Here is a 21,301-nt window from a genome sequence, read left to right as displayed (position 1 = left end):
CAAAGGATAATTAGTGAGATATGTTTAATCACACTCAGCCGCTATTTTTTCTTGCGCCAGCTGATGGTCTTCGGCATCGGCTTCAAGTTGCTCGTTCACATGGACTGCGGCCGGGGCGTATTGCAGGTTAACACACATCGGGAAATGGTCCGATCCGCAGTGAGGCATCCGTTCAATGGCGGTCAGGGTAAAATCGGTAGAGCAAAAGATGTGATCCAGCGGGAACCTTAGGAAAAAATACTTAGCGTTAAAGCTATTATAAAAACCTCGTCCGCGACGGGGGTCTAACAGTCCGCTTGTTTTGCAGAACAATTCGGTAGTGTAACTCCAGGCCACATCGTTCAGGTCGCCAACAACTAATACAGGGATATCAGAACATTTAGCCTTTTGGCCAACCATTAAGATCTCTTTATCCCGTTCGGTCGACCGTGGGTTCTCTTGCGGTACGGGAGGTTGCGGGTGCAGGCAATACAGCTTGACCAGTTGCCCGGATCTCAATTTTACGTTCACCTCTATCGAAGGGATATCATCTTCTACCAAAAAGTGAACCGCCCCATTTACCAATTCCAGGCGCGAGTATAGCAGCATGCCGTACGTATTCGCTAAAGGCATTTTGATTTGGTATGGATATTTTTCTTCTATCGATGTTAATTGCTGTTCCCACCAATTGTCGGTCTCTACCATTAAAATCACATCCGGGTCGCAATTTTGGATCAGTTTAAGGTAGTCAGCTGATCGGCGGTTATATTGGTAAACGTTAGCGATAAGCAGGTTGATGTTATTATCGCCGGCAGGTTGAGTACTATTAATGATCTGTTTTTTGGCGATTCGGGTGAACGGCCATATCAGGTAGCAGAGGTAAAAGCAATTGACGATCAACCCGCCTAAGATCATTTTATCTAATAAAGTCGACGGTAAGTTAGCAGTTACAATAGTTGCGATCAACACCACATTTAAAACTAATTTCTGCAGCCGCGGATATTCGAACACCCGGAACACCCAAAAATCATGACGGATGAGCGGGATGGCGCTGGCGAGGATAAGAACCAGACTGAGGATGCGGATAAAGTTTTCCATTTTATTACGGGTAGCGCTTAAATAAGTTCGGCAAGTAGCCCCTATTGAACAGATCCATTCACAGAAAGTTGCTTTGACCAATATATTTCTTTTACCGGTTTTTTGATAATTTCATTCTTTCCCGTAAGTTTATGCAATCGATTGCAATAAATCAGCCATCGCTCAACAACCTTTATGAAGACCCGTCAATTCACCTGCCTCCTTGCCATGTGCTCGTCGCTGGCTGTTATGCCTGCCCATGCCCAGCAAAACCTGAAATTATGGTACAACAAACCCGCCGCTAACTGGAACGAGGCTTTGCCGATAGGTAATGGACGTTTAGCTGCTATGGTATTTGGCGGACCTGCGACCGAGCAACTGCAATTGAACGAAGAAACAATATGGGCCGGTGGTCCGCATAATAATGCGAATGCCGATTCAAAAGTGTCAGTGCCGCAGTTGCGCGAACTGATCAACCAAAAGAAATTTGTGGAGGCGCAAGCCCTGGCCAATAAGACCATGACATCCAAACAGAATGGTATGCCTTATCAAACTGTCGGCAGCTTGTTCATCAGGATGGAGGGACAAGGTGAGGCGAGCGACTATTACCGCGACCTGGACATCTCAAGGGCAACCTCATCGGTAAAGTACACAGCCAATGGCGTGCATTATGTGCGCGAGATGTTCGTATCGGCTAAAGATCAGGCGGTGATCGTGCGGTTGACAGCAGATAAACCTGCATCCATCAATTGCGAGTTGTATATGAAGACGCCGCTTGGCAAGAAGCAGATAAGCACGGCTGACGGCAAACTGTTGCTGACCGCTACCACGGGCAACAATAGCGGGATAGAGGGGCAGGTGAAATTTCAAAGTCAAACACAGGCGGTATTGCAAGGCGGTTCACAAAGCGTTACCGATACCAGTCTGATCATTAAAGGGGCAAATACCGCTACATTATACATCACCGTCGGCAGTAATTTTATCAACTATCATGATCTGAGCGCCGATGGTGCAGCCCATGCAAGTGCCGATATGGTCAAGGCGATCAAAACACCTTATGCCGATGCTTTAAAAGCGCACGTGGTCTGGTATCAAAAATACTTCGATAGGGTAAAATTTACTTTGGGCGGTGCATCTTCAGACAAACCTACTGATCAGCGGGTGAAAGAATTCACACAAGGCAACGACCCGGGCCTGGTGCCGCTCTATTATCAATTCGGCAGGTATTTGTTGATATCGTCATCGCAACCCGGCAACCAGCCCGCTACATTGCAGGGAAAGTGGAACAACCTCACCTCACCACCATGGGGATCTAAATATACGATCAACATCAACACCGAAATGAACTACTGGCCGGCCGAGATCACTAACCTGAGTGAGTTGACCGAGCCGCTGATCAAGATGGTAAAAGAGCTATCAGTTACAGGGCAGCAAAGCGCAAGTAAGATCTACGGTGCACGTGGTTGGATGGCGCATCATAATACCGATCTGTGGCGAATCACAGGCGTAGTAGACCCTGCTTATTACGGCGTTTTCCCTACGGGTGGCGCATGGCTGACCGAGCATTTATGGGAGCACTACCTGTTTACCGGCGATAAAAAATATCTAAAGGATGTTTACCCCGTGCTAAAAGGCGCTACCCAATACTTTATAGATGCCCTGCAGGAAGAGCCTGATCATAAATGGCTGGTGGTATCGCCATCCATGTCGCCCGAGCATGAGTTCACCAGCGCTAAAGGTGTAGGTGGTGTTACTATGACGCAAGGTACTACTATGGATAACCAGATCATCTTTGAGTTGTTCAGCAATACCATTGCCGCAAGCAAGGCCTTGGGTACCGATAAAATTTATGCCGATTCCCTTGCCCAAAAACTAAGCCGCTTTGCACCCATGCAAATTGGCAAATGGGGGCAGTTGCAGGAGTGGATGGAAGACTGGGACAAAAAAGGCGATACGCACAGGCATATTTCGCAGCTGTTCGGTTTGTATCCGGGTAAGCAAATGTCGCCATACCGTAATCCTGAATTGCAGGAGGCATCTATCAATATCCTGAAAAGCAGGGGAGACGTATCTACCGGCTGGTCGATGGGGTGGAAGGTGAACTTTTGGGCACGATTGCTTGATGGCGAGCATGCTTATAAGCTCATTAGCGACCAATTACGCCCCGCAGCGACCAGCGGGTCGGGAGGTACTTATCCAAACTTGTTCGATGCGCACCCGCCTTTCCAGATAGATGGTAACTTTGGCTGCACGGCCGGTATTACCGAAATGTTGTTGCAAAGCTACGATGGCGAGGTGTTCATTATGCCTGCATTGCCCAAGGCATGGGGCACAGGGTCGATAAAAGGTTTAGTAGCACGCGGCGGTTTTGTGATCGATATGGATTGGAACAACGGGGCGGTCACCAAATTGCAGATCACTTCAAAACTGGGCGGCAACTTGCGCCTGCGCTTGCACGATGCCCTGAAACCATCAGGCGGTTTCACAATGGCGACAGCTAAAGGCGATAACCCTAACCCGTTCTACCATGTAGATAAGATCAAAGCCCCGATCATTGCCGATGCATCGCAATTGAAAGGCTTGCAATTTGCTCCGACCAAGCTGTATGATATCAAAACCGTCACGGGCAAAACTTACACGCTGGTGGGTAAATAATTATATTAGCGGCAAACCATCACACTGTTCGCCGTGAAAAGTATCGTTATCAAATTGTTGGGGTTGTCGCTTGTTGCGATGGCTTGTGGTCGGCCTGCGTCCGCTCAAACTTACCACCCGCCTGTGGAGGGCATACGTATTGCCTGGGATGCACGGACCTTACGGAAAATATCGTCAGATAATTTCCGCAACGCGGGGTATGCCCGTATGATACAATTAAAAGATAACACCTTGCGCTGTATTTACGAGGCTGATGGTAACACGGTGATCACCAGTAGCGAGCATGTTAATTTTTCATGGTCCGAACCAATAATTATTGCGGCAAGGCAGAACAGCATTGCCATGGCTGTGCCCGATATTTTGCAATTGCAAGATGGGTCGCTGCTGGCCATGTACAACCCGCGCCCACGCGGTACTGACACCACCCAACATTTCGGTATTAAAACTAAAAAGAGTTACGATGGTGGCCAAACCTGGACTGACGAGCGCACTCTTTACCAGGCAGGTAGCAAATTTGAGGATGGCTGTTGGGAACCATCGGCCATACAAATGCCCGATGGCGAGATACAGTTATTCTTTGCCAACGAAGGCCCTTTCACCAAAACTAACGAGCAAAATATCTCTATGGTACGCTCAAAGGATGGTGGTCTTACCTGGTCGACCGCCATTGCGGTAAGTTTCCGCAAAGGATCAAGGGATGGTATGCCGGTGCCGGTATTGTTAAAAGATAGCAAGGAGATCATTTTCGCGATAGAGGATAATGGCTTCAAGAACTTTAAACCTTACATGATCCGGAGTGGCGTCAAAAATAATTGGGCTGCTACGGTAGATGCCAAAAGCGCTGACAGAGAATATGTTTTAGCTGATAAGATCCCTGACAGCATCTATGCGGGTGCACCATACTTACGCCAACTACCGTCGGGCGAGACGATCTTATCCTATCAGGGAACAGAAGGGCGCATCAATAATATGAACCATTCGGAAATGAAAGTAGTGATCGGCGATCCCTCCGGCCGGAACTTTACCCGTAAGTCGGTGCCATTTGATCTGAAGGCGGATAGGTCAGGTTTATGGAATAGCTTGACCGTGTTAGATAACGGAGATGTTGCGGCACTGACCAGCACAGCAAACTACTCGGATAAACGCAAAGGCGAAGTGGTCATGATCAGGGGGCATGTAATGCCCGAAATTATGGTGAAGAAAAATTTGGCTGTTCCTGACGGGACGAATAGACAGATCACTGCTAAGGACAAATATCAGATGTTCATTGGACAAAAAGGGCCTGTTAACTTGCGGGGATATTTTGCAGCTGATAATAAAGACCTACATCTGACCGTAAAGGTAGCTGATCTGGATACGGTAGCCTCGAACCCACCTGATGTGGAGCTATTTATCGACCCTCAAAACAGAAGTTATGATATGCCCGGCAAAAGCATATTTAAGTTATCGCTTACTGCCAATGGCGAGGTCACTGTCTTCGAGGGAGAGGCCGGTCAATGGGAAAAAATAAACCAACGGTTCAAAGTGTCATTAAAAAAACAAGCGGATGGTTACTTTGCGGATGTGGCATTGCCCTGGAAGTTTTTAGGCGGGCAACCCAAACCCAACACCCGAATGGGCTTCAATATGTCGCTGATAGTGCCACCGAACGGCTCAAAACCGGGCTATACTGAAACAATTTCGGGCAACGAAACAGAAAAGCCTTTTACCTGGTGTACACTTAAGCTATATTAGGGGCGCATTTATTCAACGAAAACACCAATTCCATCAAACATGAAAAAATTAACCAGTTTGCTATTGGCAGGCGCCCTGCTGGCCGGAGCCTATACTGCCGATGCGCAAACCAAAAAAACTACTGCTGCTAAGGGCCAACGCTGGTCGGTAGAGAAAGCGAAAGCCTGGTACGCCCAACAGCCCTGGATAGCCGGCGCTAATTTTACCCCGAGCAGTGCCATTAACCAGTTAGAGATGTGGCAGGCCGATACTTTTGACCCTACCACCATCGACCGTGAATTAGGTTATGCCGAAGGCATTGGTTTTAACGCCATGCGCGTGTTCCTGCACAGTCTGGCTTACGAGGCCGACCCTAAAGGTTTCAAGACCCGTGTGAGCAAATACCTGGAGATCGCCGATAAGCACAAGATCAAAACCATGTTCGTGTTTTTTGATGACTGCTGGAACGAAGATCCTAAAATTGGCAAGCAACCCGAGGTAAAGATCGGTGTGCACAATTCGGGCTGGGTTATGGATCCGGGCGTACCGGCCATGAAAGACCCTAAAACCATGCCTCGTCTGGAAAAATATGTTAAGGATGTGTTGACCACTTTCGCGCACGATAAACGCGTTCTGCTGTGGGATCTATACAACGAGCCTGGCAACAAAGGCAAACGCGAAACCTCATTGCCGCTGGTAAAGTCAGTATTTGGTTGGGCGCGCGAGGTTAACCCTGATCAGCCGCTATCGGTAGGTATCTGGGATCTGTCATTTGAGAAACTGAATGCTTATCAGGTGCTGAACTCGGACATTGTTACTTATCATAACTACGACGATGCCCCCGTACACGAGGCTGAAGTGCGCACTTTAAAAACCCACGACCGCCCGCTGATCTGTACCGAATACATGGCCCGCACCCGTAAAAGCTTATTCAGCAACGTAATGCCGATGTTGAAGAAAGAGAACGTTGGTGCAATTAACTGGGGCTTTGTTGCCGGTAAGACCAACACCATTTTCGCCTGGGATACCCCAATGCCAAACGGCGGCGAACCGCTGATCTGGTTCCACGATATCTTCCGTAAAGATGGTTCACCGTACAAGGCCGAAGAGACGGATGTGATCAAAAAAACGACCGGGAGGTAGACACTGATGATCTAAACACAAAGACCACGAAGGTTTTCACAAACAGCATAAAGCCTTGCAAGTTTATTACCTGCAAGGCTTTATGCTCTTTGTGCTTTCCTTACTTTGTGTCCTTCGTGGTTAATTAGCCACCATGAAACTACAATCCACTATCATCCAAAGCAAAAGTATTCTTCCTGTCCTTCCACTTACCTTTGGTAAAATCAGGGAACTCCAAAGTCTTGTTACCCTCGTTGATAGATTGGGTAGATAGCGGCGCGATCACGCTCATCGTTACTGAATCGTACACGTCTATAGGGGTTTGCTTTTTCTGTTTGACAGCGGTGATGAACGCATTGAACACATACCAGTCCATACCGCCATGTCCGGCGCCTTCGGCTTCTTTAGCGTATTTTTTCCATAGCGGGTGGTCATATTTATCGAACCATTCTTGTGCCGGGTCCCAAACGTCGTATTTCTTTGACTTACCTTCAATGTAAACGCTTTTGTTCACGTCCATCCAGGTGCCCTTAAGGCCGTCTATGCGGAAACCTAAGGAATATGGGCGCGGCAGGTGGGTGTCGTGGGTCAGCAACATGGTCTCGCCATTGGCGCAGGTAAGCATGGTTTGGTTAATGTCTCCGTTACGATAGTTCAGTTTAGCATTCGGGTGACCGGGAGAAAGTTCTGCCACATAAGCCGCCAAGCCCCGCGCTTTACTACCGAACGATACGATCTTGGTGAAACGGTTACCGCGGTTAATGTCCAAATAATTCATGCACGGGCCGGCACCATGGGTGGGGTACAGATCGCCGGGGCGATCTACGTTATATTGGGTGCGCCATTGGGCTTCGCTGTAGGCTTTTTCACCAAACTCTACACCGCCGCCATACATTTGCTTGCCGTCGTTAAAGAGTACTTTACGCAGGTCGTGCTGATAGCCACCTTCAACGTGCAATACCTCACCGAATAATCCTTGCCGAACCATGTTCAGCGCGGCCATAACATCGCGGCGGTAGCAAACGTTCTCTAAGGTCATGTAAGGCATGCCGGTCTTTTCAGATGTGCGAACGATCTCCCAGTGTTCATCAACGGTCAATCCGGCAATAACCTCGCAGCCCACGTATTTGCCAGCCTTCATGGCGTCAATAGCCTGCGCGAAGTGGAACTGCCACGGGGTAGAGATTATCACCGCGTCGATATCCTTTAACTCTAACAGTTTTTTATAAGCATCGGTGCCACCGGTAAATTCTTTAGCGGCCGCGCGGCCTTTTTTTGCGATAGCGTTACGGCAGATACCGAGCGACCGCTCCTGGGTATCGCAAATAGCCACGATCTCCACATCGTCGCGCAGCAAAGCTTCGGATATGTGGCTCATGCCGCGGGCACCCACGCCAATGTAGCCCAAACGTACTTTTTGATCTGCGGATGCGAACAAACTGCCCGACGGTAAAATAGTGATCCCTGCGGCGGTCACCGCGCTGTTTTTGATAAACTCTCGTCTCTCCATGATAATGATATTTATGGCCGCTATTCCGGCTTTACTTATTTTGTGTTTTTGGTTTTTATAGTTCGGTCGATAATATTGAGTAACGAATGCGGGCCTGTAGCATCCTGCAGTAGTTGCCAGATCATTACGCCGCCCGCTTGCGCTAGCGCAAAATTTGTTTTGGCCGTAATGGTAGCTGCACCGTTATAATAGATCACGCCGCCACCTGTGGTGCCAACCGTATCGCGAAGGTGGGCATCCGGATACTTGTTTATGATGGATCTATAACTTGCATCAGCCGGCGCTCGGGCGCCAAAGCCGTATCCGTAAAATGGAAGACCGATATTCAGTTTTTCTTTGCTGATCTTTTTTACCGATACCCAATGTTGAAGGTCGGATACGGCCATGTCATAGGGCGAGTGCTGACCCGCATTAGCAGGGCGCCACGGTCCTGTTTTATCGTAGGACATGATGTTGATAAAGTCGAAGCGTTGCAGGGCAGCATCGGTATATTTATAGCCCGTTGCTACAGCCGCTGTGATCAATTTGCCTTTAGGCTTCAGCGCATCGGCAAGGGCTATCACAAAGGCCTCGTAGTGGCCGTCTATACGTGACCCCTCCAGGTCCACATCCAGTCCATCAAGGTCGTTGTCTATAACAAATTTCACCAGACCGGCCGTTACTTTTGCCCGTAAACTATCAGACAAAAGATCGGTATAATAGGCCGGTGCCGAGCCGCCGCCGATGGCAGCCAAAACCTTTACGTTCTTTTGATGCGCCTGATCTACAAAGGCTTTTAAGGACGGCATGGCTCGCAGCTCGCCATTTTTATCGGGGTTGATAAAGGCGATGTTTATCACCTTAACCTTATCCAGATCCACAGTGGCAGCATTGCCATTTTCGATATCGTTTTTGCGGAGGTAGCCGACCACCCTAAATTTGCTTTGCTGGGCCATCACCTGTTCAGTTATGGCGACACAAAGCATCAGGCTAATTGATGCGAAAATTATCGGCGACCGTAAAAATTTCATCAAGGGGATGGTTTAACCCAAATATGGTAAGAATTTTATTACGCTGTATTTTTATTTTGAGACAGATAGCCATCGACCGACACACCGTGCCTATATTAGAAGAACCAATTTTCCGGACCCGCTGAATGAGAAACCATCTACGCCACCTGTTCACCGCTTTAGTGCTGCTTTTTACTGTAGATGCGTCTGCGCAAACCACGGTCAAGGTTGATCCTACCCGCATCCTCACCAACAATTATTTAGGTAACGGCGTTCAATGGGACCCCTACGAGACCCGCGATCTGAGCGATGCCGACTGGCAGCAGACCTTCGACCGGCTCGATTTTATGCAACTAAAGTTTGCCCGTGTAGTGATGAACGCAACGCTTTACTGCAAGACCTTCCCATTGGGCGGGCAGCCGGTCTACGACTTTAACTCCAACACCGCCAAGGTGCTTTACCGGATACTGGACTACTGCCAGTCGAGAGGTGTGACCGTCGTTTTGGGCGAATGGGGCGATCCTTCAGGTAAGGGTAACACTATAGACCGCACCCGCAAACAGCTACGATTTGACGGCATACAGGAATACGACCCGCGTTGGACCTATATCATCGGCGACTTTTTGGAACACCTCATCAACACAAAAAAATACACCTGCATCAAATACTACAATCTGGGTAACGAACCCAATGGCGACTGGATGTACACCGAAAGTTTTGCCACCTGGCGCACATCGATCCTGAATTTGGATACCGAGTTGAAAGCCCGAAACCTTCGGGATAGGATAAAGATCGTTGGCCCGGATGTGGCCTGGGATAACCATTGGATAAAACAGATCATTGCCGATAAAAAGTTGGTGAACGCGATGGATGCCTACGAGATCCATTGGTACGCCACCGCTAAAGAAATTGAAGGCGCGGATTACGAGAAAGACATCGCCTACTATCGCGACTATATCAACACTAACGATTCTAAAGGCAAAGAAAAACCCTTTTTTATGGGCGAGGCCGGGATGCTTGAAGGTAAGAGCAAAACTCAAGATCAGCAAAAGATGATCGGCACTTTTCAGTACGGCGTTTGGATGGCCGATTATGCGGTACAAAGCATGCGCGCCGGTCAGGCAGGTATGATAGCCTGGGCTTTAGATGATGCCATGCATGTAGCCAGCCGTAAGGCCAACAATGGCGACCTGAACGATTATGAATGGAAGGAATGGGGCCTTTGGGACAGCTTCGGTGAAGAGAAAGGTAAACCCGAATTAGAGAAGCTGAGACCATGGTATTACACATGGTCGCTGCTGTCAAAATATGTCCCGCCGGGCAGTAAGGTTTTAAAGACCGATAGCACAGGCATTGCCGGACTAAGGACAACGGCGATCAGCTTTGAGGACAAGGGTCAAACGCATTATACTTTTATTTTAGTCAACGCTACCGATACACCGAATACGGTAAGCCTTAATTTGGCAGACAAGGCTAAACTTACCCTGCATCAGTTCAACTATTTTGACGCTGATCGGCTGGTCGACGCTAAAGGGTTCCCTGTAGCAAAAAAGACCATTAAGAATATCGCCTCAGATAAAGGTGTCAAGATCAGTTTGCCATCAAAAGGCGTAGTGATCCTGACCACCATCCTATAAACTCAACACCAAAACATAAACCACCATGAACAAAACTTTACTATTCACCCTGATGCTGGCCTGCGGCATATCAGCTTATGCGCAGCAGACGCCACCTGTCAATAACGCTCGTCGCCCTACCCGTATGCAGGTGGGCGATGTTACTACCGACCCCGTTGTGCGCGACCCTTGCCTGGTTAAAGAAGGAGACACTTACTACGCCTATCACACCGGGGGCGGCATACAGGTATGGTCATCGAAAGACATGAAAAGCTGGACCAAGCAGCCGTCCGTTTTTAGCGGGGCTCCGGAGTGGGTGGCGCAAAAGCTACCCGCCTTTAAGGGTTTAGGTTTTTGGGCCCCCGACCTGAGTTTTCATAAGGGGACATGGTATCTGTATTATGCTACTTCGCTGTTCGGCACTAACACCTCGGTGATCGGTGTGGCTACCAATAAAACCTTAGACCCTAAGTCGAAAGATTATAAATGGGTCGACGGTGGAATGGTGGTACAGTCGGTATTAGGTCGTGATGCTTGGAATGCGATCGATCCTAACCTTGCTGTAGACGAGAACGGTACCGGCTGGCTCAGCTTTGGTTCGCACTGGAATGGCCTGAAACTGGTTAAACTTAACCCCGACCTTAAGACCGTGGCCGAACCGCAGGAATGGTACACCATTGCCAGCCGCCCGCGCGACTATAAGTATAACGATAAGGATCCGGGTGATGGCGCGTTAGAAGCTCCGTTCATCTACAAGAAGGATAATTACTACTACCTGTTCCTGTCGTGGGATAGTTGCTGCTCGGGTGTAAGGAGCACGTATAACATTCGCGTAGGTCGTGCCGAAAAGATCACTGGACCATATCTGGATAGAGACGGCAAGGACCTGGCCAAAGGCGGCGGCACACTGCTGTTAGGCGGCGACACTACCGAACCCAAAACCGTTTACGCCTTAGGCCACAACTCGGTAGCCGGCTTTGATGGCGCCGATTGGATGGCCTACCACACTTACACCACCGATAGGGATCAGCATTTAGGCATCCGCAAATTGAGCTGGGAGAATGGCTGGCCGGTAGTTAAAAAGTAAAACGCTATTTAGACCCGGGATCGGCGGCTGGCGGCACATACTCGATAGGTAGCTGATCGCCGATCCTTTTTTTGCCCCAAAAGTTTTGGATCAGCAATGCTTTTTGCTGGGCTATGCTCCCGCGTTTATCAACCTCGCCATCCATCATAAAGATAGACCCCTTATCGTCCAGCTTCATCGTTTCTGATTCTTTTGTCGACGGCTTTTTGTCGGCCGCTGCCTTCTTCTTATCATACAGCACATACAACCGGTGTTTGTACCTGAACTGCATAAAATTACTGTCCGTGCGGCTGATCAACTGTTCGGTATTGATAGGGTTAGGTGTCACTTCGATCGGTGGCAGGGTATTCAGCATTTGGTAGGTCAAAAAGCCTTGGTCGCGCGTATTATCGGCGTACAGGGCACGCAGGTAATGCATCATTGAGCCATTGTAAGCCAGCAGGCGGTTGGTGACCCAGGTCTTTTGTTGCTCGGGTGTGCCGGGTAGTTCTTCAAACACCGATTCGCCTTCGTAAAAGGTCGCGTCGCGCAGTCTGTCGTAACTAAAATTGCGCAGCAGGTATTTAACTCGATAGCCAAGTTTAGGGTTTTCGATGATCAGGAAATCCTCGGTATAGGCTTTCAACTCAGACTTATTGGTGCTGAATTCGATAATATTAGGGTTCATGATCTTACAAGCCTTGGCATTGGCCGATTCGCCCATAAAATATTTGATAAAGGTCTTCAGGTAGCTCTCCCGGTCCACCTTCCGACCAATGTTCACCTGGGCCAACATAACGGGCTTTACCTGCATCACCGTATCGAAGGTCACTGGTGCGTCCCGAACGATGAGGTTGCGTTTGATGGGCGCGTAACCGATCATGCTCACCATCAGATCATAAGTGCCCACTTCGATATTATTCAGTGTGAACTCGCCCTCGGCATTGGTGATGGTAGCGCGTTGCGATCCGGCCAAAAATATCGTCGCAGCTTCTAAAGGCGCGCCCTTGGCCGACTTGATCTTTCCGCTAATAGAGTAGGTGGTTTGCGCGATGCCGCTAACGCTGATCAACAGCAACAGGCAGCAGATGGATAAAAATTTAGGTTTCATATAACGTATCGCAATAGGTTACCCAATGTTAGGCATTTTTTTTAAAATAGCTAAATCAGCGGATAAACTATCTTTTAAAATGAACGTTTATCAAATAAGTTAAAAAGATCGGTTGCATTGGTTTGCATCTTTGCGTCAATACCGTATTTTTATTTCCAATTACGCCAATAGTTTGAATACTCACACCATACCCGCTGATATTAAGGCCATTACCGCTATCACTGCTATCCCGGTTATTTTGGATGTGATATGCCGCACCACAGGCATGGGCTTCGCTACCGTGGCCCGCGTTACCGAGGACCGCTGGGTGGCCTGCGCCGTTAAGGACAATATCAACTTTGGTTTAAAAGTAGGTGGCGAACTTAAGGTAGAGACCACTCTCTGCCACGAGGTGCGCGAGTTTAGGGAAGAGATAGTTGTAGACGATTTTGAACTGGACAGTAAATACAAAGGTCATCACACCCCTTTGTTGTATGGATTGCGGAGTTATATATCGGTACCGATCTGGCTTAAGGGTGGGCGTTTCTTCGGTACGTTATGCGCTATTGACCCTAACCCGGCAGCAGTAAATAATCCCGAAACAATAGGGATGTTCAACCTATACGCCGAGCTGATATCCATGCACTTTGATAATTATGAGCAATTGGAGGCAGCGCAGACCAGCCTATCGCAAGAGAAGGAGATAGCTGTGCTGCGCGAGCAATTCATTGCCGTGCTTAGTCACGATCTGCGTAACCCTGTAGGCGCGGTAAAAAATGTAGCCCAGCTGATGCATCGCGGCCGCCTGGACGAGGCCGGCACCAAACGCTTTGCCGGGGTGTTGCTTAACTCGCACCACCGGATGATGGGTTTGATCAATAACCTGACCGATTTTGCCCGAGGGCGTATGGGGGCAGGCATAGTGCTGCAACAATCGGCCGAGCAAATGGAACTGCCTTTACGCCACGTGGTAGAAGAACTGCAACTGATATGGCCGGAGCGGGAAATAGACCTGCAAACCGACCTGGAGCACCCTGTGTATTGCGATAGTAAACGGGTAGCACAACTATTCTCTAACTTGTTGGGCAACGCCCTGATCCACGGTGCGGCAGACGGTCCGATCCTGATCAATGCCGAGAGTGGCCCGAACAAGTTTTTGTTATTTATACAGAACAGCGGTAAGCCGATCCCCGAAAGCATTATGGCCAACATCTTTCAACCATTTGCCAAAGGGCACGAAAAACCGGGGCAAGATGGCTTAGGTTTGGGATTGTACATCGCATCAGAAATAGCCCGTGCCCACGGCGGTACTTTGGAGGTTCGGTCGGACGATGAAACCACCATTTTTACTTTTACCACCCCAAATAACATTTACCAGTAGCGAAAACCATTTTGCCTGCGTAAGAGCATTTTACCGGACGATAATTATTGCAACCGCCTGTAACATCAGCGGCAGATAATTCGTCTACCCGTTAGCATAACGTGACAAATGTTCAATAAGTAAAATGTTATCACACATGAATTTTAAAAATTATGCCTGCATCGCCGTTGCGATAATTGCACTTGCAGGTTGCAAAAAATCGACCTCCAAACAAGACCCAACACCTGTATCTATCCCAACGCCGGTCATTGATCCGCCGAAGGACCAGCCCACAATGATCTACACCGATCTGAGCGGCAAAAGTTTAAAAATGCAGGAGGCTGTGGCTATTGATCTTAACAAGGATGGTAAGAATGATGTGGTGTTTTATACCCAATACGTTGCCGACAATCTGAACAATATTGTGAAGCTGGATTTTATGGCTAATTCAGTTGTGTCGAGCTTCCTGAATTTCAGCACAGATGCAACTACGGGCGACGATATACTGCCACCACTGAACAGCGGACAGGTCATTCACGAAGGGCTCAACTCATCTGAATGGTATAACGTAAGCGCGGCCGTAGTGATGCGCCGGGTAGAGAACAGCACCAGCAGGGCCGTTACCTGGCGCGGCAACTGGACCGATAAAGGCCACTTGTATTTACCAATACAGGTTACCAAAGAAGGCAAAAAATATTACGGTTGGATAGAGTTTGAGGGCAGCAGTCAGCAAGAAAAGCTGATCTTTTATAAAGCCGCTATAGCTACCGAGGCGGATAAACCTGTGTTGGCGGGGCAGTAGCAAAAAACTATAAAGACTTACGAAGTTTTTAAAACTTCGTAAGTCTGAGGCCTAATATCAATTAGCAGGGGATAATATGATCTTACGCACGTTCACAGGGTTCCAGGTGCCGGTGTTGGATGCTAAGGATATAGTGTAAGTACCAGGTGCAGAGAATGTGAAAGTACCCGGGGTTAACTTTTTATACCTGCCGTAACCGCCGGTAGCATCAACATCGGCATTTAGCGTTTCACTGCCCGACTTAAGGGTGATCTTAGTGCCTTTTTCGGAAGCTGCCGCGGTCTCTACTTTGTATGTCCCCGCTTTCTTCACCACAAATTTCCATGATGCTGACGATTTTGGGTCGGTCCAGTAACCGATGTTCTGCTCGTTGCCGCCTTCGGCACGCATGGCTTCGCCACCCTGTGCAGCATGCATATCAGCATAGCCGGGTAACAGGGCGATCGTGCCATCAGCTTCTTGCGTTGGGACGAATGGGGTTACATCAGGCTTACCTTTGATCAATAGTTTGATCACGGTCGCATTCTCGTCCGATGCGTTTGCCGGTACATTTACGTACAGGTTACCGTCGGTTTTAGAAGTTGTAAGTGCTTTGCCGTTGGCTAATAATTTGGCAGATATCGCCTCGTTCTGTAAGCCGGTCACCATTAGTTTGCCATCGGTCGGCCAGTTGTACACATGCAGGTAAAGTGTGGTATTACCATTAGCCTCGTGGCGGGTAGTGGCGCGGCCCCATGTCAATACTTTGAACGGACTTGGTGTGGTATTATAAATAGACTCGCTGTTCACCTTCATCCACTTACCGATCGCGTCCAATCTTTCCACAATAGGTTGCGGGAATTTGCCCGTAGGCTCGGGGCCAACGTTAAGCAGGTAGTTGCCACCCTTGCTTGATGTTTCGATCAGGTTTCGGATCAGCGTTTGCGATGATTTCCAGTTATGATCAGTGGTTTTAAAGCCCCAGGTATCGTTCATGGTCATACAGGTTTCCCACAAGCCCGATATACCTGTTGCCGGGATATATTGCTCGGGCGTGAACAGGTCGCCTTTAACATCACCACCCAAACGATCATTAGTAATTATGTTTGGTTGCATAGCCACTATTGGCAGGAATTTAGCGGCGCGTTCCTTGGTCATGCCGGTAGGGACGTCCCACCAAAGTTCGGCTACGTCACCGTATTTTGTCAGTATCTCTTTCACCTGCGGTATGGCTACTTTATCAATGTAATCGTCCATGCTACCATCCTGGGCTTTATCCCAATGGCCGCCTGCGGCAGCGCCACCCGGGTTGGTCCAATCGTTAGCTTGGGAGTAATAGAAACCCAGTTTCATGCCCTGCTTGCGGCAGGCATCGGCCAATGGTTTGATCAGGTCTTTGCCGTATGGCGTGGCTTTTACCACGTTCCAATCACTGGCTTTGCTGTCGAACAGGGCAAAGCCATCATGGTGTTTGGTGGTGATCACAATGTATTTCATACCCGCGGCCTTGGCCATCATTACCCATTCATCGGGATTGTATTGTGTGGGGTTAAATTGCTTGGCGTAAGCTTTATAAGTATCCAGCGGAATCTTGGCATCGTGCATGATCCACTCGCCCAGACCGGGGATCTTTTTATCGTTATAAACACCCGCCGGGATAGTGTACACACCCCAATGGATGAACATGCCAAAACGGGCTTTCTCCCACCAGGCGGTGCGGTCGGTTTCTACTATAGCGTGTTTCGATGTTGTTTTTACGCTGTCGGTCAATAACGTGGTGTTAGCGGCGGCGCGGTCGGCGGTCAGTACGCCTGCTAACAGCATGGCTTTAATGGGTAGCTTTAATTCTATCATAGCAGTGTTTGGCAGCCCTCCATAATAGCAGGGCGGTTGGTAAACGGAAAGTTATTTATCGGAATAACTGGTTCACCCTAAGATAAGCAGGATCGCCGGGCCGTTTGCTGTACGTAATTGGTATTATATTCAGCTATTTTGGCATTGGCAGATCACCCATTTAAGGGTTTACATAGGTTTCTGTCAAAGCAAATAAGGTTTCCTAACACGCAAAAACTACTTCAATTAGGTATTTAGCAGTATTCCTTTAAGCTATATCTTTAATTAAAATTATTCGTATAAAGAATAATTACATCTACCCAAATTAAAAACATTATGACACGCATTGCCAGCCGTGAGGAACTGCAAATGCAGGAACTTATGCTCAAGAAACTAAGTCCGGAATTACGCCAAAAACTAAGCGCATGCGGCGGATCTATCTCTGTAAATATGGATATCGGAAGCTTTGAGGTCACCGGCAACTGTCCCGACGAGATCAAAGCCGAAATAATGGCGGTATTGAAACAAGAATAGCAAAAACAGGCCTTACTTATTCGGCAACGGCTGTTTCCTCGCCGGCGTAACCGAACAGGCTGCGCTCCTTAATAATGCTGGCTACTTCAGCAGGCACAAATTCTTCCCAGCCACTTTGGTGTTCTTTGATCATATCTAACACCTTATCGGTATGCAGCTTCAGGTTCTCTTCTTTGTAGTTGCAGATGTCAGCTATCTTATCGTTAGCTAACAAATACTCATACAGGTCGATCAACTTTGGCGGCAAAGTAAATTTGCTGGTGTTCAGTATCTCACCGTCGCGTAGGGTAGGGTAAATGAATAGTTTAACTTTACGACTGAACAGCGAAGAAAAGGACTCCAGGATGCCACCTTGCAAGTCGCGATAATGTTCTTCGGAAAATATATATTCTAAGTTGGGATAACCCAGCACTACACCGATCTTTTGTTTAGTGACCTTGGACAGGTAATTGACCACCTTATAATACTCGTGGAAGTTGGATATTAATACCGTTTGTCCCAAAGAGCAAAGGATATCTACCCGGTCTAAAAAGTCCTTTTCGTCAATAGAGGCACTTTCGTCGGCATCCCGTTCTTTGAGCGATTGTAACGTAAGCTCGGTCAATACTACAAGGTTTTCCTTGTCTACATCAGGTTCCTGTTTATATTGCTCGACACCAAGTTTGAACAGATCGACGTGAACATTAGTTAACGGACGGAAGCGGCCGCGTACGATCACAATGTGTTTTTTATACAACACCTCGGATGCTTGCCTGTTCTTGCCATCCGGACCGAACAGTGCCGCATCCGTCATTCCATACTTTACCAGGTATAAACTCATCAAGCGGTTGTCCACCTTGTTAAACTCCGGCCCTTCAAAATGGATCATATCTATTTGAATGCGCTCGCGCGATAACTCATCCATCAATGATAGGAGAAAATCCAGCGGTTTATCACGGTAGTAAAAGCAGGCGAACAACAAATTTACGCCCAAGGTACCCACTGCTTGTTGCTGCAGGTTATTCTCGTTATCCTTTAGCTTAACGTGAATGATCACATCATTTGGTATGCCGCCCGGTTGGGTCTGGAAACGCACACCCATCCAGCCATGGCCGTCATTGGTACGTTGATAATTCAATGCCGAAAAGGTACCGGCCAAGGCAAAAAAAGTAGTATTCTCGCCACGTTTGCCGGCCAAACGTTCTATCAGCAGGCCGTACTCGTGGTCGAGCATTGCTTTTAGCCTTTGCTCACTTACGTAACGTTTAACTTCGGGGATGCCGTAAATACTGTCAGAGAAGGTCATGTCGTACGCCGACATGGTTTTGGCGATGGTCCCCGCCGCGCCGCCGGCCTTAAAGAAATGAGCTGCAATGTCCTGACCTGCACCTATTTCGGCAAACGAACCATAGATAGGGGGATCAAGGTTAATTGTTAATGCTTTTTGTTTGGTACCTAAGTCTTTATTGTACGGAAGTGAGCCCATAGTTGTAGCGTTATGCGGTCGTTTTTCATCAGGCCGATCGGGTAGCCTGCCGCCGGTGCGGACAATAATCCGTGCCGACCTATGCCGGTAGCAGCATATAACGTGCCGAATGTACGGATAAAGCTAAAAAATACCTAATAACGCCACTGACGAAGCCGTTATTTAATGGTAGATCGACAGTTTGGAAACATGGCTGGGGAAACTTATGCCACCATCGGGCATCTTATCAATACTTCACCACCTCTGCACTTGGCGATGATATCTTTCTATACGGATCATCTAAAAACTTCAGCATCATCTCTTTCCAGTATTTGCCGCCAACGCCATGTCCTTTTTGGGTGAACAGGAAGGTTTGTGCGTTGGGCATATAGTGTTTCAGGCGCGATAGGTAAAGCGGACTACAATTCGGATCTAAAGCGCCATCGCCCAGCAGGGCGGGTTTTAAAGAATAGTAGGGTAGCTTGGTCGACGGCTTGGTAGGTGGCACTTTCCAGCAATCGCACATGATCTGTGGCACATCATGTATCCTGAAATTAGTAAGGTAGGGGTAAGCCTTATACAAATCTTGCACCACCTCCTTGCTGTGATAGGCCGATTGGTCGCCACAGCTAACGGCGATCCGCATACCATCGGGCGCGGAGTTGCGGCGGAAAAGTTCGTCTAAATAATGTTTAACGTAGGGTGCATGGTTCCCGGCGATCATCTGGTTGACTATCGCTGCCAGATCCTTGCGTTTGTTTTGGTCGGACAGGGCATCCAGCACCTCCATCAGCAATTCGTTTTTGGTGTAGGCGATCTTGAGGCTATCAGTGGTTCCTTTTTCCAGATAGGACAGATAGAAGGTTTTGCTGGTGATGCCATTAAAGTAAGTCAGAAACCGTTGGTACATATTGCCATAGCGTTGCTGATCGGCCGAGTCGCGCCCAACACGGCGGAAGAGTTCCTGCAAAGCCGCGTTGAAATTTGCCGGCTCGTCCTCATCTATCGCCGCGAACATCGGCAATGGCGAATCTAAGACCAACGAGCGTATCCTCGACGGATCTTTTTGTAAAACAGCCGTCATCAAAGCGCCACTGTAGGATCCGCCTAACAGATTGACAGAATCTATTTTGAGCACGGTCAGCAGGTCGTGGATATCGGATACGGTCTCGTCGCTGTTATAGCCACTCAGGTCGATGCCTTTTTGCTCCAGCGTTTTTTTGTATTTGGTGATGCCTACGATCAGCATGCTGTCCTTGTTCAGGTTTTTCCGGTACGACTCTTTAATGGCTACATCCAGATCCAGCACCCGCAAATTCGGTATGGCGTAGCGTGTGCCACGTTGTTCAAAGGCGATAAAGTCGCGCTTGTTGATCAGTTCATCCTTGGTGATATTCAAGGCCCAACTGAGCGAGCTGTTGCCTGGACCACCGGCGGTAAATAGCACCGGATCTTTCTTCTTGTTCGGGTTCTTACTCTCTACCACAATGAAAGGTAGTTTGACTATTTTAGCATTCCGCTTGTTCCGGTTCTCGGGCACGATAAGGTAACCGCACCGGGTCTTAAAACTGCTGTCTATCTTGGGGAACGGTTCGGAGTAGGTGGTTTTCAAATAGTCGGGCAGGATCTTTACAAAGCTACTGTCTATTTTAAAGCGGCAATCGCATGGTTCTATTTTGGGCGTGTATCGCTTCATTTGAGCGCTAACGCTGCCAATAGTGAATATTAAAAGGGCTGTTATAATGTGGATCTTCATTGTAGCAAGTTATTGCCCTTAAAGACCACATCGGCAAGAAAGTGTTACATGAAAATTAAATTTTGCAAACATATTTAGCCTGTTATCTTTGTTCAATAAGTGCCGTCGCCAATTGCTGTTTTTAACACGAAACGATAGGCGATCGGCAATTTGAAAAGTAAAACCCCGTTCTATAACCGAATAAATTATATCTATCATGAAATTAAAAAGCAGCTTTTTTATATTAGCCATAGCCCTGGCAGCAGTGACCGTAGTGCCGGCCTGTAAAGCCAAAAAACCTTTAGTACAACCAACGCCGCCGGTAGCCACGCCCGAGCCTGCACCCGTAACAGCACCGCCAAAAGAGCAAAAAGCACCGGAGCCTGAAGCTAATGCAGGCGCACCGATGTCGCCGATATTGAAACCGGACTATAACTTTAAAAATATCCAGTTCGAGTTCAATTCGGCTGTGTTGAAGACCAGCTCATACCAGATCCTGGACAAAGCCGTTGCCGAAATGAAGAAAGACGCTTCGGCCACCTTTACTTTAAATGGTTACGCATCTAACGAAGGTACTCCCGAACACAATATGTCACTATCGGTAGAGCGGGCCAACGCCGTAAAAACTTACCTGGTAAATGGTGGTATCTCTGTTGATGCTTTCACAGCCAAGGGTTTCGGCGAAGCCAACCCGGTTGCCAAAGGAAGTGATGAGCCAAGCCGTGCATTGAACCGCAGGGTAGAGATCAAGAAGAAATAACAAATAGTTCATAAACAGAAAAGGCAGGATCATCATC

General features: G+C 48.2%; 16 protein-coding genes. 9 read left to right on the top strand and 7 right to left on the bottom strand.

What is annotated here, in order from left to right; all coding sequences use genetic code 11:
• Window positions 1–24 precede the first annotated feature (24 nt).
• Window positions 25–1,077 (bottom strand): endonuclease/exonuclease/phosphatase family protein, encoded by a 1,053-nt coding sequence (locus IRJ16_RS08735; protein ID WP_194111171.1) that lies wholly within the window; start codon window positions 1,075–1,077, stop codon window positions 25–27.
• Between the two features lie 174 nt (window positions 1,078–1,251).
• On the opposite strand from IRJ16_RS08735, the gene IRJ16_RS08730 reads away from it, so the two are divergent.
• From IRJ16_RS08730 to IRJ16_RS08720, 3 genes are read left to right on the top strand one after another with little or no spacing between them, the layout of a single operon-like run.
• Window positions 1,252–3,711: a glycoside hydrolase family 95 protein gene (locus tag IRJ16_RS08730; RefSeq protein WP_194111170.1), complete on the top strand. Its 2,460-nt coding sequence runs from the start codon at window positions 1,252–1,254 to the stop codon at window positions 3,709–3,711.
• A 33-nt stretch (window positions 3,712–3,744) separates the two neighbouring features.
• Window positions 3,745–5,445, top strand: a complete 1,701-nt coding sequence (locus tag IRJ16_RS08725) for an exo-alpha-sialidase (protein WP_194111169.1) — start codon at window positions 3,745–3,747, stop codon at window positions 5,443–5,445.
• A gap of 39 nt (window positions 5,446–5,484) precedes the next feature.
• The gene (locus IRJ16_RS08720) at window positions 5,485–6,567 is read left to right on the top strand and encodes a cellulase family glycosylhydrolase (protein WP_194111168.1); all 1,083 of its coding nucleotides are present in this window, start codon (window positions 5,485–5,487) and stop codon (window positions 6,565–6,567) included.
• Window positions 6,568–6,706: 139 nt separating this feature from the next.
• Here the strand turns inward: IRJ16_RS08720 and IRJ16_RS08715 are convergent, their stop codons facing one another.
• Entirely contained in the window at window positions 6,707–8,056 is a 1,350-nt protein-coding gene (locus IRJ16_RS08715; protein WP_194111167.1) for a Gfo/Idh/MocA family protein, read from the bottom strand.
• Between the two features lie 35 nt (window positions 8,057–8,091).
• Window positions 8,092–9,066: a glycosyl hydrolase family 18 protein gene (locus IRJ16_RS08710; RefSeq protein WP_194111166.1), complete on the bottom strand. Its 975-nt coding sequence runs from the start codon at window positions 9,064–9,066 to the stop codon at window positions 8,092–8,094.
• Between the two features lie 125 nt (window positions 9,067–9,191).
• Between IRJ16_RS08710 and IRJ16_RS08705 the strand changes: the two genes are divergently transcribed.
• Together IRJ16_RS08705 and IRJ16_RS08700 are read left to right on the top strand one after the other, a co-directional pair.
• Window positions 9,192–10,682, top strand: a complete 1,491-nt coding sequence (locus IRJ16_RS08705) for a glycoside hydrolase (protein WP_194111165.1) — start codon at window positions 9,192–9,194, stop codon at window positions 10,680–10,682.
• Between the two features lie 25 nt (window positions 10,683–10,707).
• A complete protein-coding gene (locus IRJ16_RS08700; RefSeq protein WP_228079958.1) occupies window positions 10,708–11,748 on the top strand; it encodes a family 43 glycosylhydrolase in 1,041 nt (346 codons plus the stop codon).
• A 4-nt stretch (window positions 11,749–11,752) separates the two neighbouring features.
• Here IRJ16_RS08700 and IRJ16_RS08695 read toward each other — a convergent pair whose 3' ends face one another.
• Entirely contained in the window at window positions 11,753–12,838 is a 1,086-nt protein-coding gene (locus IRJ16_RS08695; RefSeq protein WP_194111164.1) for a carboxypeptidase-like regulatory domain-containing protein, read from the bottom strand.
• A 172-nt stretch (window positions 12,839–13,010) separates the two neighbouring features.
• Between IRJ16_RS08695 and IRJ16_RS08690 the strand changes: the two genes are divergently transcribed.
• On the top strand, window positions 13,011–14,198 hold the full coding sequence (locus tag IRJ16_RS08690; RefSeq protein ID WP_228079956.1) for a GAF domain-containing sensor histidine kinase: 1,188 nt from the start codon (window positions 13,011–13,013) through the stop codon (window positions 14,196–14,198).
• A 136-nt stretch (window positions 14,199–14,334) separates the two neighbouring features.
• Window positions 14,335–14,979, top strand: a complete 645-nt coding sequence (locus IRJ16_RS08685; protein ID WP_194111163.1) for a hypothetical protein — start codon at window positions 14,335–14,337, stop codon at window positions 14,977–14,979.
• Window positions 14,980–15,036: 57 nt separating this feature from the next.
• Here the strand turns inward: IRJ16_RS08685 and IRJ16_RS08680 are convergent, their stop codons facing one another.
• Window positions 15,037–16,812, bottom strand: a complete 1,776-nt coding sequence (locus IRJ16_RS08680; protein WP_228079954.1) for an alpha-L-fucosidase — start codon at window positions 16,810–16,812, stop codon at window positions 15,037–15,039.
• Window positions 16,813–17,127: 315 nt separating this feature from the next.
• Between IRJ16_RS08680 and IRJ16_RS08675 the strand changes: the two genes are divergently transcribed.
• A complete protein-coding gene (locus IRJ16_RS08675; RefSeq protein WP_194111162.1) occupies window positions 17,128–17,325 on the top strand; it encodes a hypothetical protein in 198 nt (65 codons plus the stop codon).
• Window positions 17,326–17,341: 16 nt separating this feature from the next.
• Here the strand turns inward: IRJ16_RS08675 and IRJ16_RS08670 are convergent, their stop codons facing one another.
• Window positions 17,342–18,790, bottom strand: coding sequence for a TonB-dependent receptor (locus IRJ16_RS08670; RefSeq protein ID WP_194111161.1), 1,449 nt, complete (start codon window positions 18,788–18,790; stop codon window positions 17,342–17,344).
• A 226-nt stretch (window positions 18,791–19,016) separates the two neighbouring features.
• A complete protein-coding gene (locus tag IRJ16_RS08665) occupies window positions 19,017–20,525 on the bottom strand; it encodes an alpha/beta fold hydrolase (RefSeq protein WP_228079953.1) in 1,509 nt (502 codons plus the stop codon).
• A gap of 196 nt (window positions 20,526–20,721) precedes the next feature.
• On the opposite strand from IRJ16_RS08665, the gene IRJ16_RS08660 reads away from it, so the two are divergent.
• Window positions 20,722–21,264, top strand: coding sequence for an OmpA family protein (locus IRJ16_RS08660; RefSeq protein WP_194111160.1), 543 nt, complete (start codon window positions 20,722–20,724; stop codon window positions 21,262–21,264).
• Window positions 21,265–21,301 lie beyond the last annotated feature (37 nt).

This window comes from Mucilaginibacter myungsuensis (assembly GCF_015222005.1).
GTDB classification, from domain to species: Bacteria; Bacteroidota; Bacteroidia; order Sphingobacteriales; family Sphingobacteriaceae; genus Mucilaginibacter; species Mucilaginibacter myungsuensis.
Note: the sequence above shows the minus strand (reverse complement) of the source record. Positions and strands in the feature narration are given on the sequence as shown.

Excerpts from the sequence above, each read along its gene's own strand:
- IRJ16_RS08675 (WP_194111162.1), top strand. The coding sequence starts at position 17,128 with ATGACACGCATTGCCAGCCGTGAGGAACTGCAAATGCAGGAACTTATG.
- IRJ16_RS08705 (WP_194111165.1), top strand. The coding sequence starts at position 9,192 with ATGAGAAACCATCTACGCCACCTGTTCACCGCTTTAGTGCTGCTTTTT.
- IRJ16_RS08700 (WP_228079958.1), top strand. The coding sequence starts at position 10,708 with ATGAACAAAACTTTACTATTCACCCTGATGCTGGCCTGCGGCATATCA.
- IRJ16_RS08680 (WP_228079954.1), bottom strand. The coding sequence starts at position 16,812 with ATGATAGAATTAAAGCTACCCATTAAAGCCATGCTGTTAGCAGGCGTA.
- IRJ16_RS08715 (WP_194111167.1), bottom strand. The coding sequence starts at position 8,056 with ATGGAGAGACGAGAGTTTATCAAAAACAGCGCGGTGACCGCCGCAGGG.
- IRJ16_RS08710 (WP_194111166.1), bottom strand. The coding sequence starts at position 9,066 with ATGAAATTTTTACGGTCGCCGATAATTTTCGCATCAATTAGCCTGATG.
- IRJ16_RS08670 (WP_194111161.1), bottom strand. The coding sequence starts at position 18,790 with ATGGGCTCACTTCCGTACAATAAAGACTTAGGTACCAAACAAAAAGCA.
- IRJ16_RS08695 (WP_194111164.1), bottom strand. The coding sequence starts at position 12,838 with ATGAAACCTAAATTTTTATCCATCTGCTGCCTGTTGCTGTTGATCAGC.
- IRJ16_RS08685 (WP_194111163.1), top strand. The coding sequence starts at position 14,335 with ATGAATTTTAAAAATTATGCCTGCATCGCCGTTGCGATAATTGCACTT.
- IRJ16_RS08665 (WP_228079953.1), bottom strand. The coding sequence starts at position 20,525 with ATGAAGATCCACATTATAACAGCCCTTTTAATATTCACTATTGGCAGC.
- IRJ16_RS08660 (WP_194111160.1), top strand. The coding sequence starts at position 20,722 with ATGAAATTAAAAAGCAGCTTTTTTATATTAGCCATAGCCCTGGCAGCA.
- IRJ16_RS08720 (WP_194111168.1), top strand. The coding sequence starts at position 5,485 with ATGAAAAAATTAACCAGTTTGCTATTGGCAGGCGCCCTGCTGGCCGGA.
- IRJ16_RS08730 (WP_194111170.1), top strand. The coding sequence starts at position 1,252 with ATGAAGACCCGTCAATTCACCTGCCTCCTTGCCATGTGCTCGTCGCTG.
- IRJ16_RS08735 (WP_194111171.1), bottom strand. The coding sequence starts at position 1,077 with ATGGAAAACTTTATCCGCATCCTCAGTCTGGTTCTTATCCTCGCCAGC.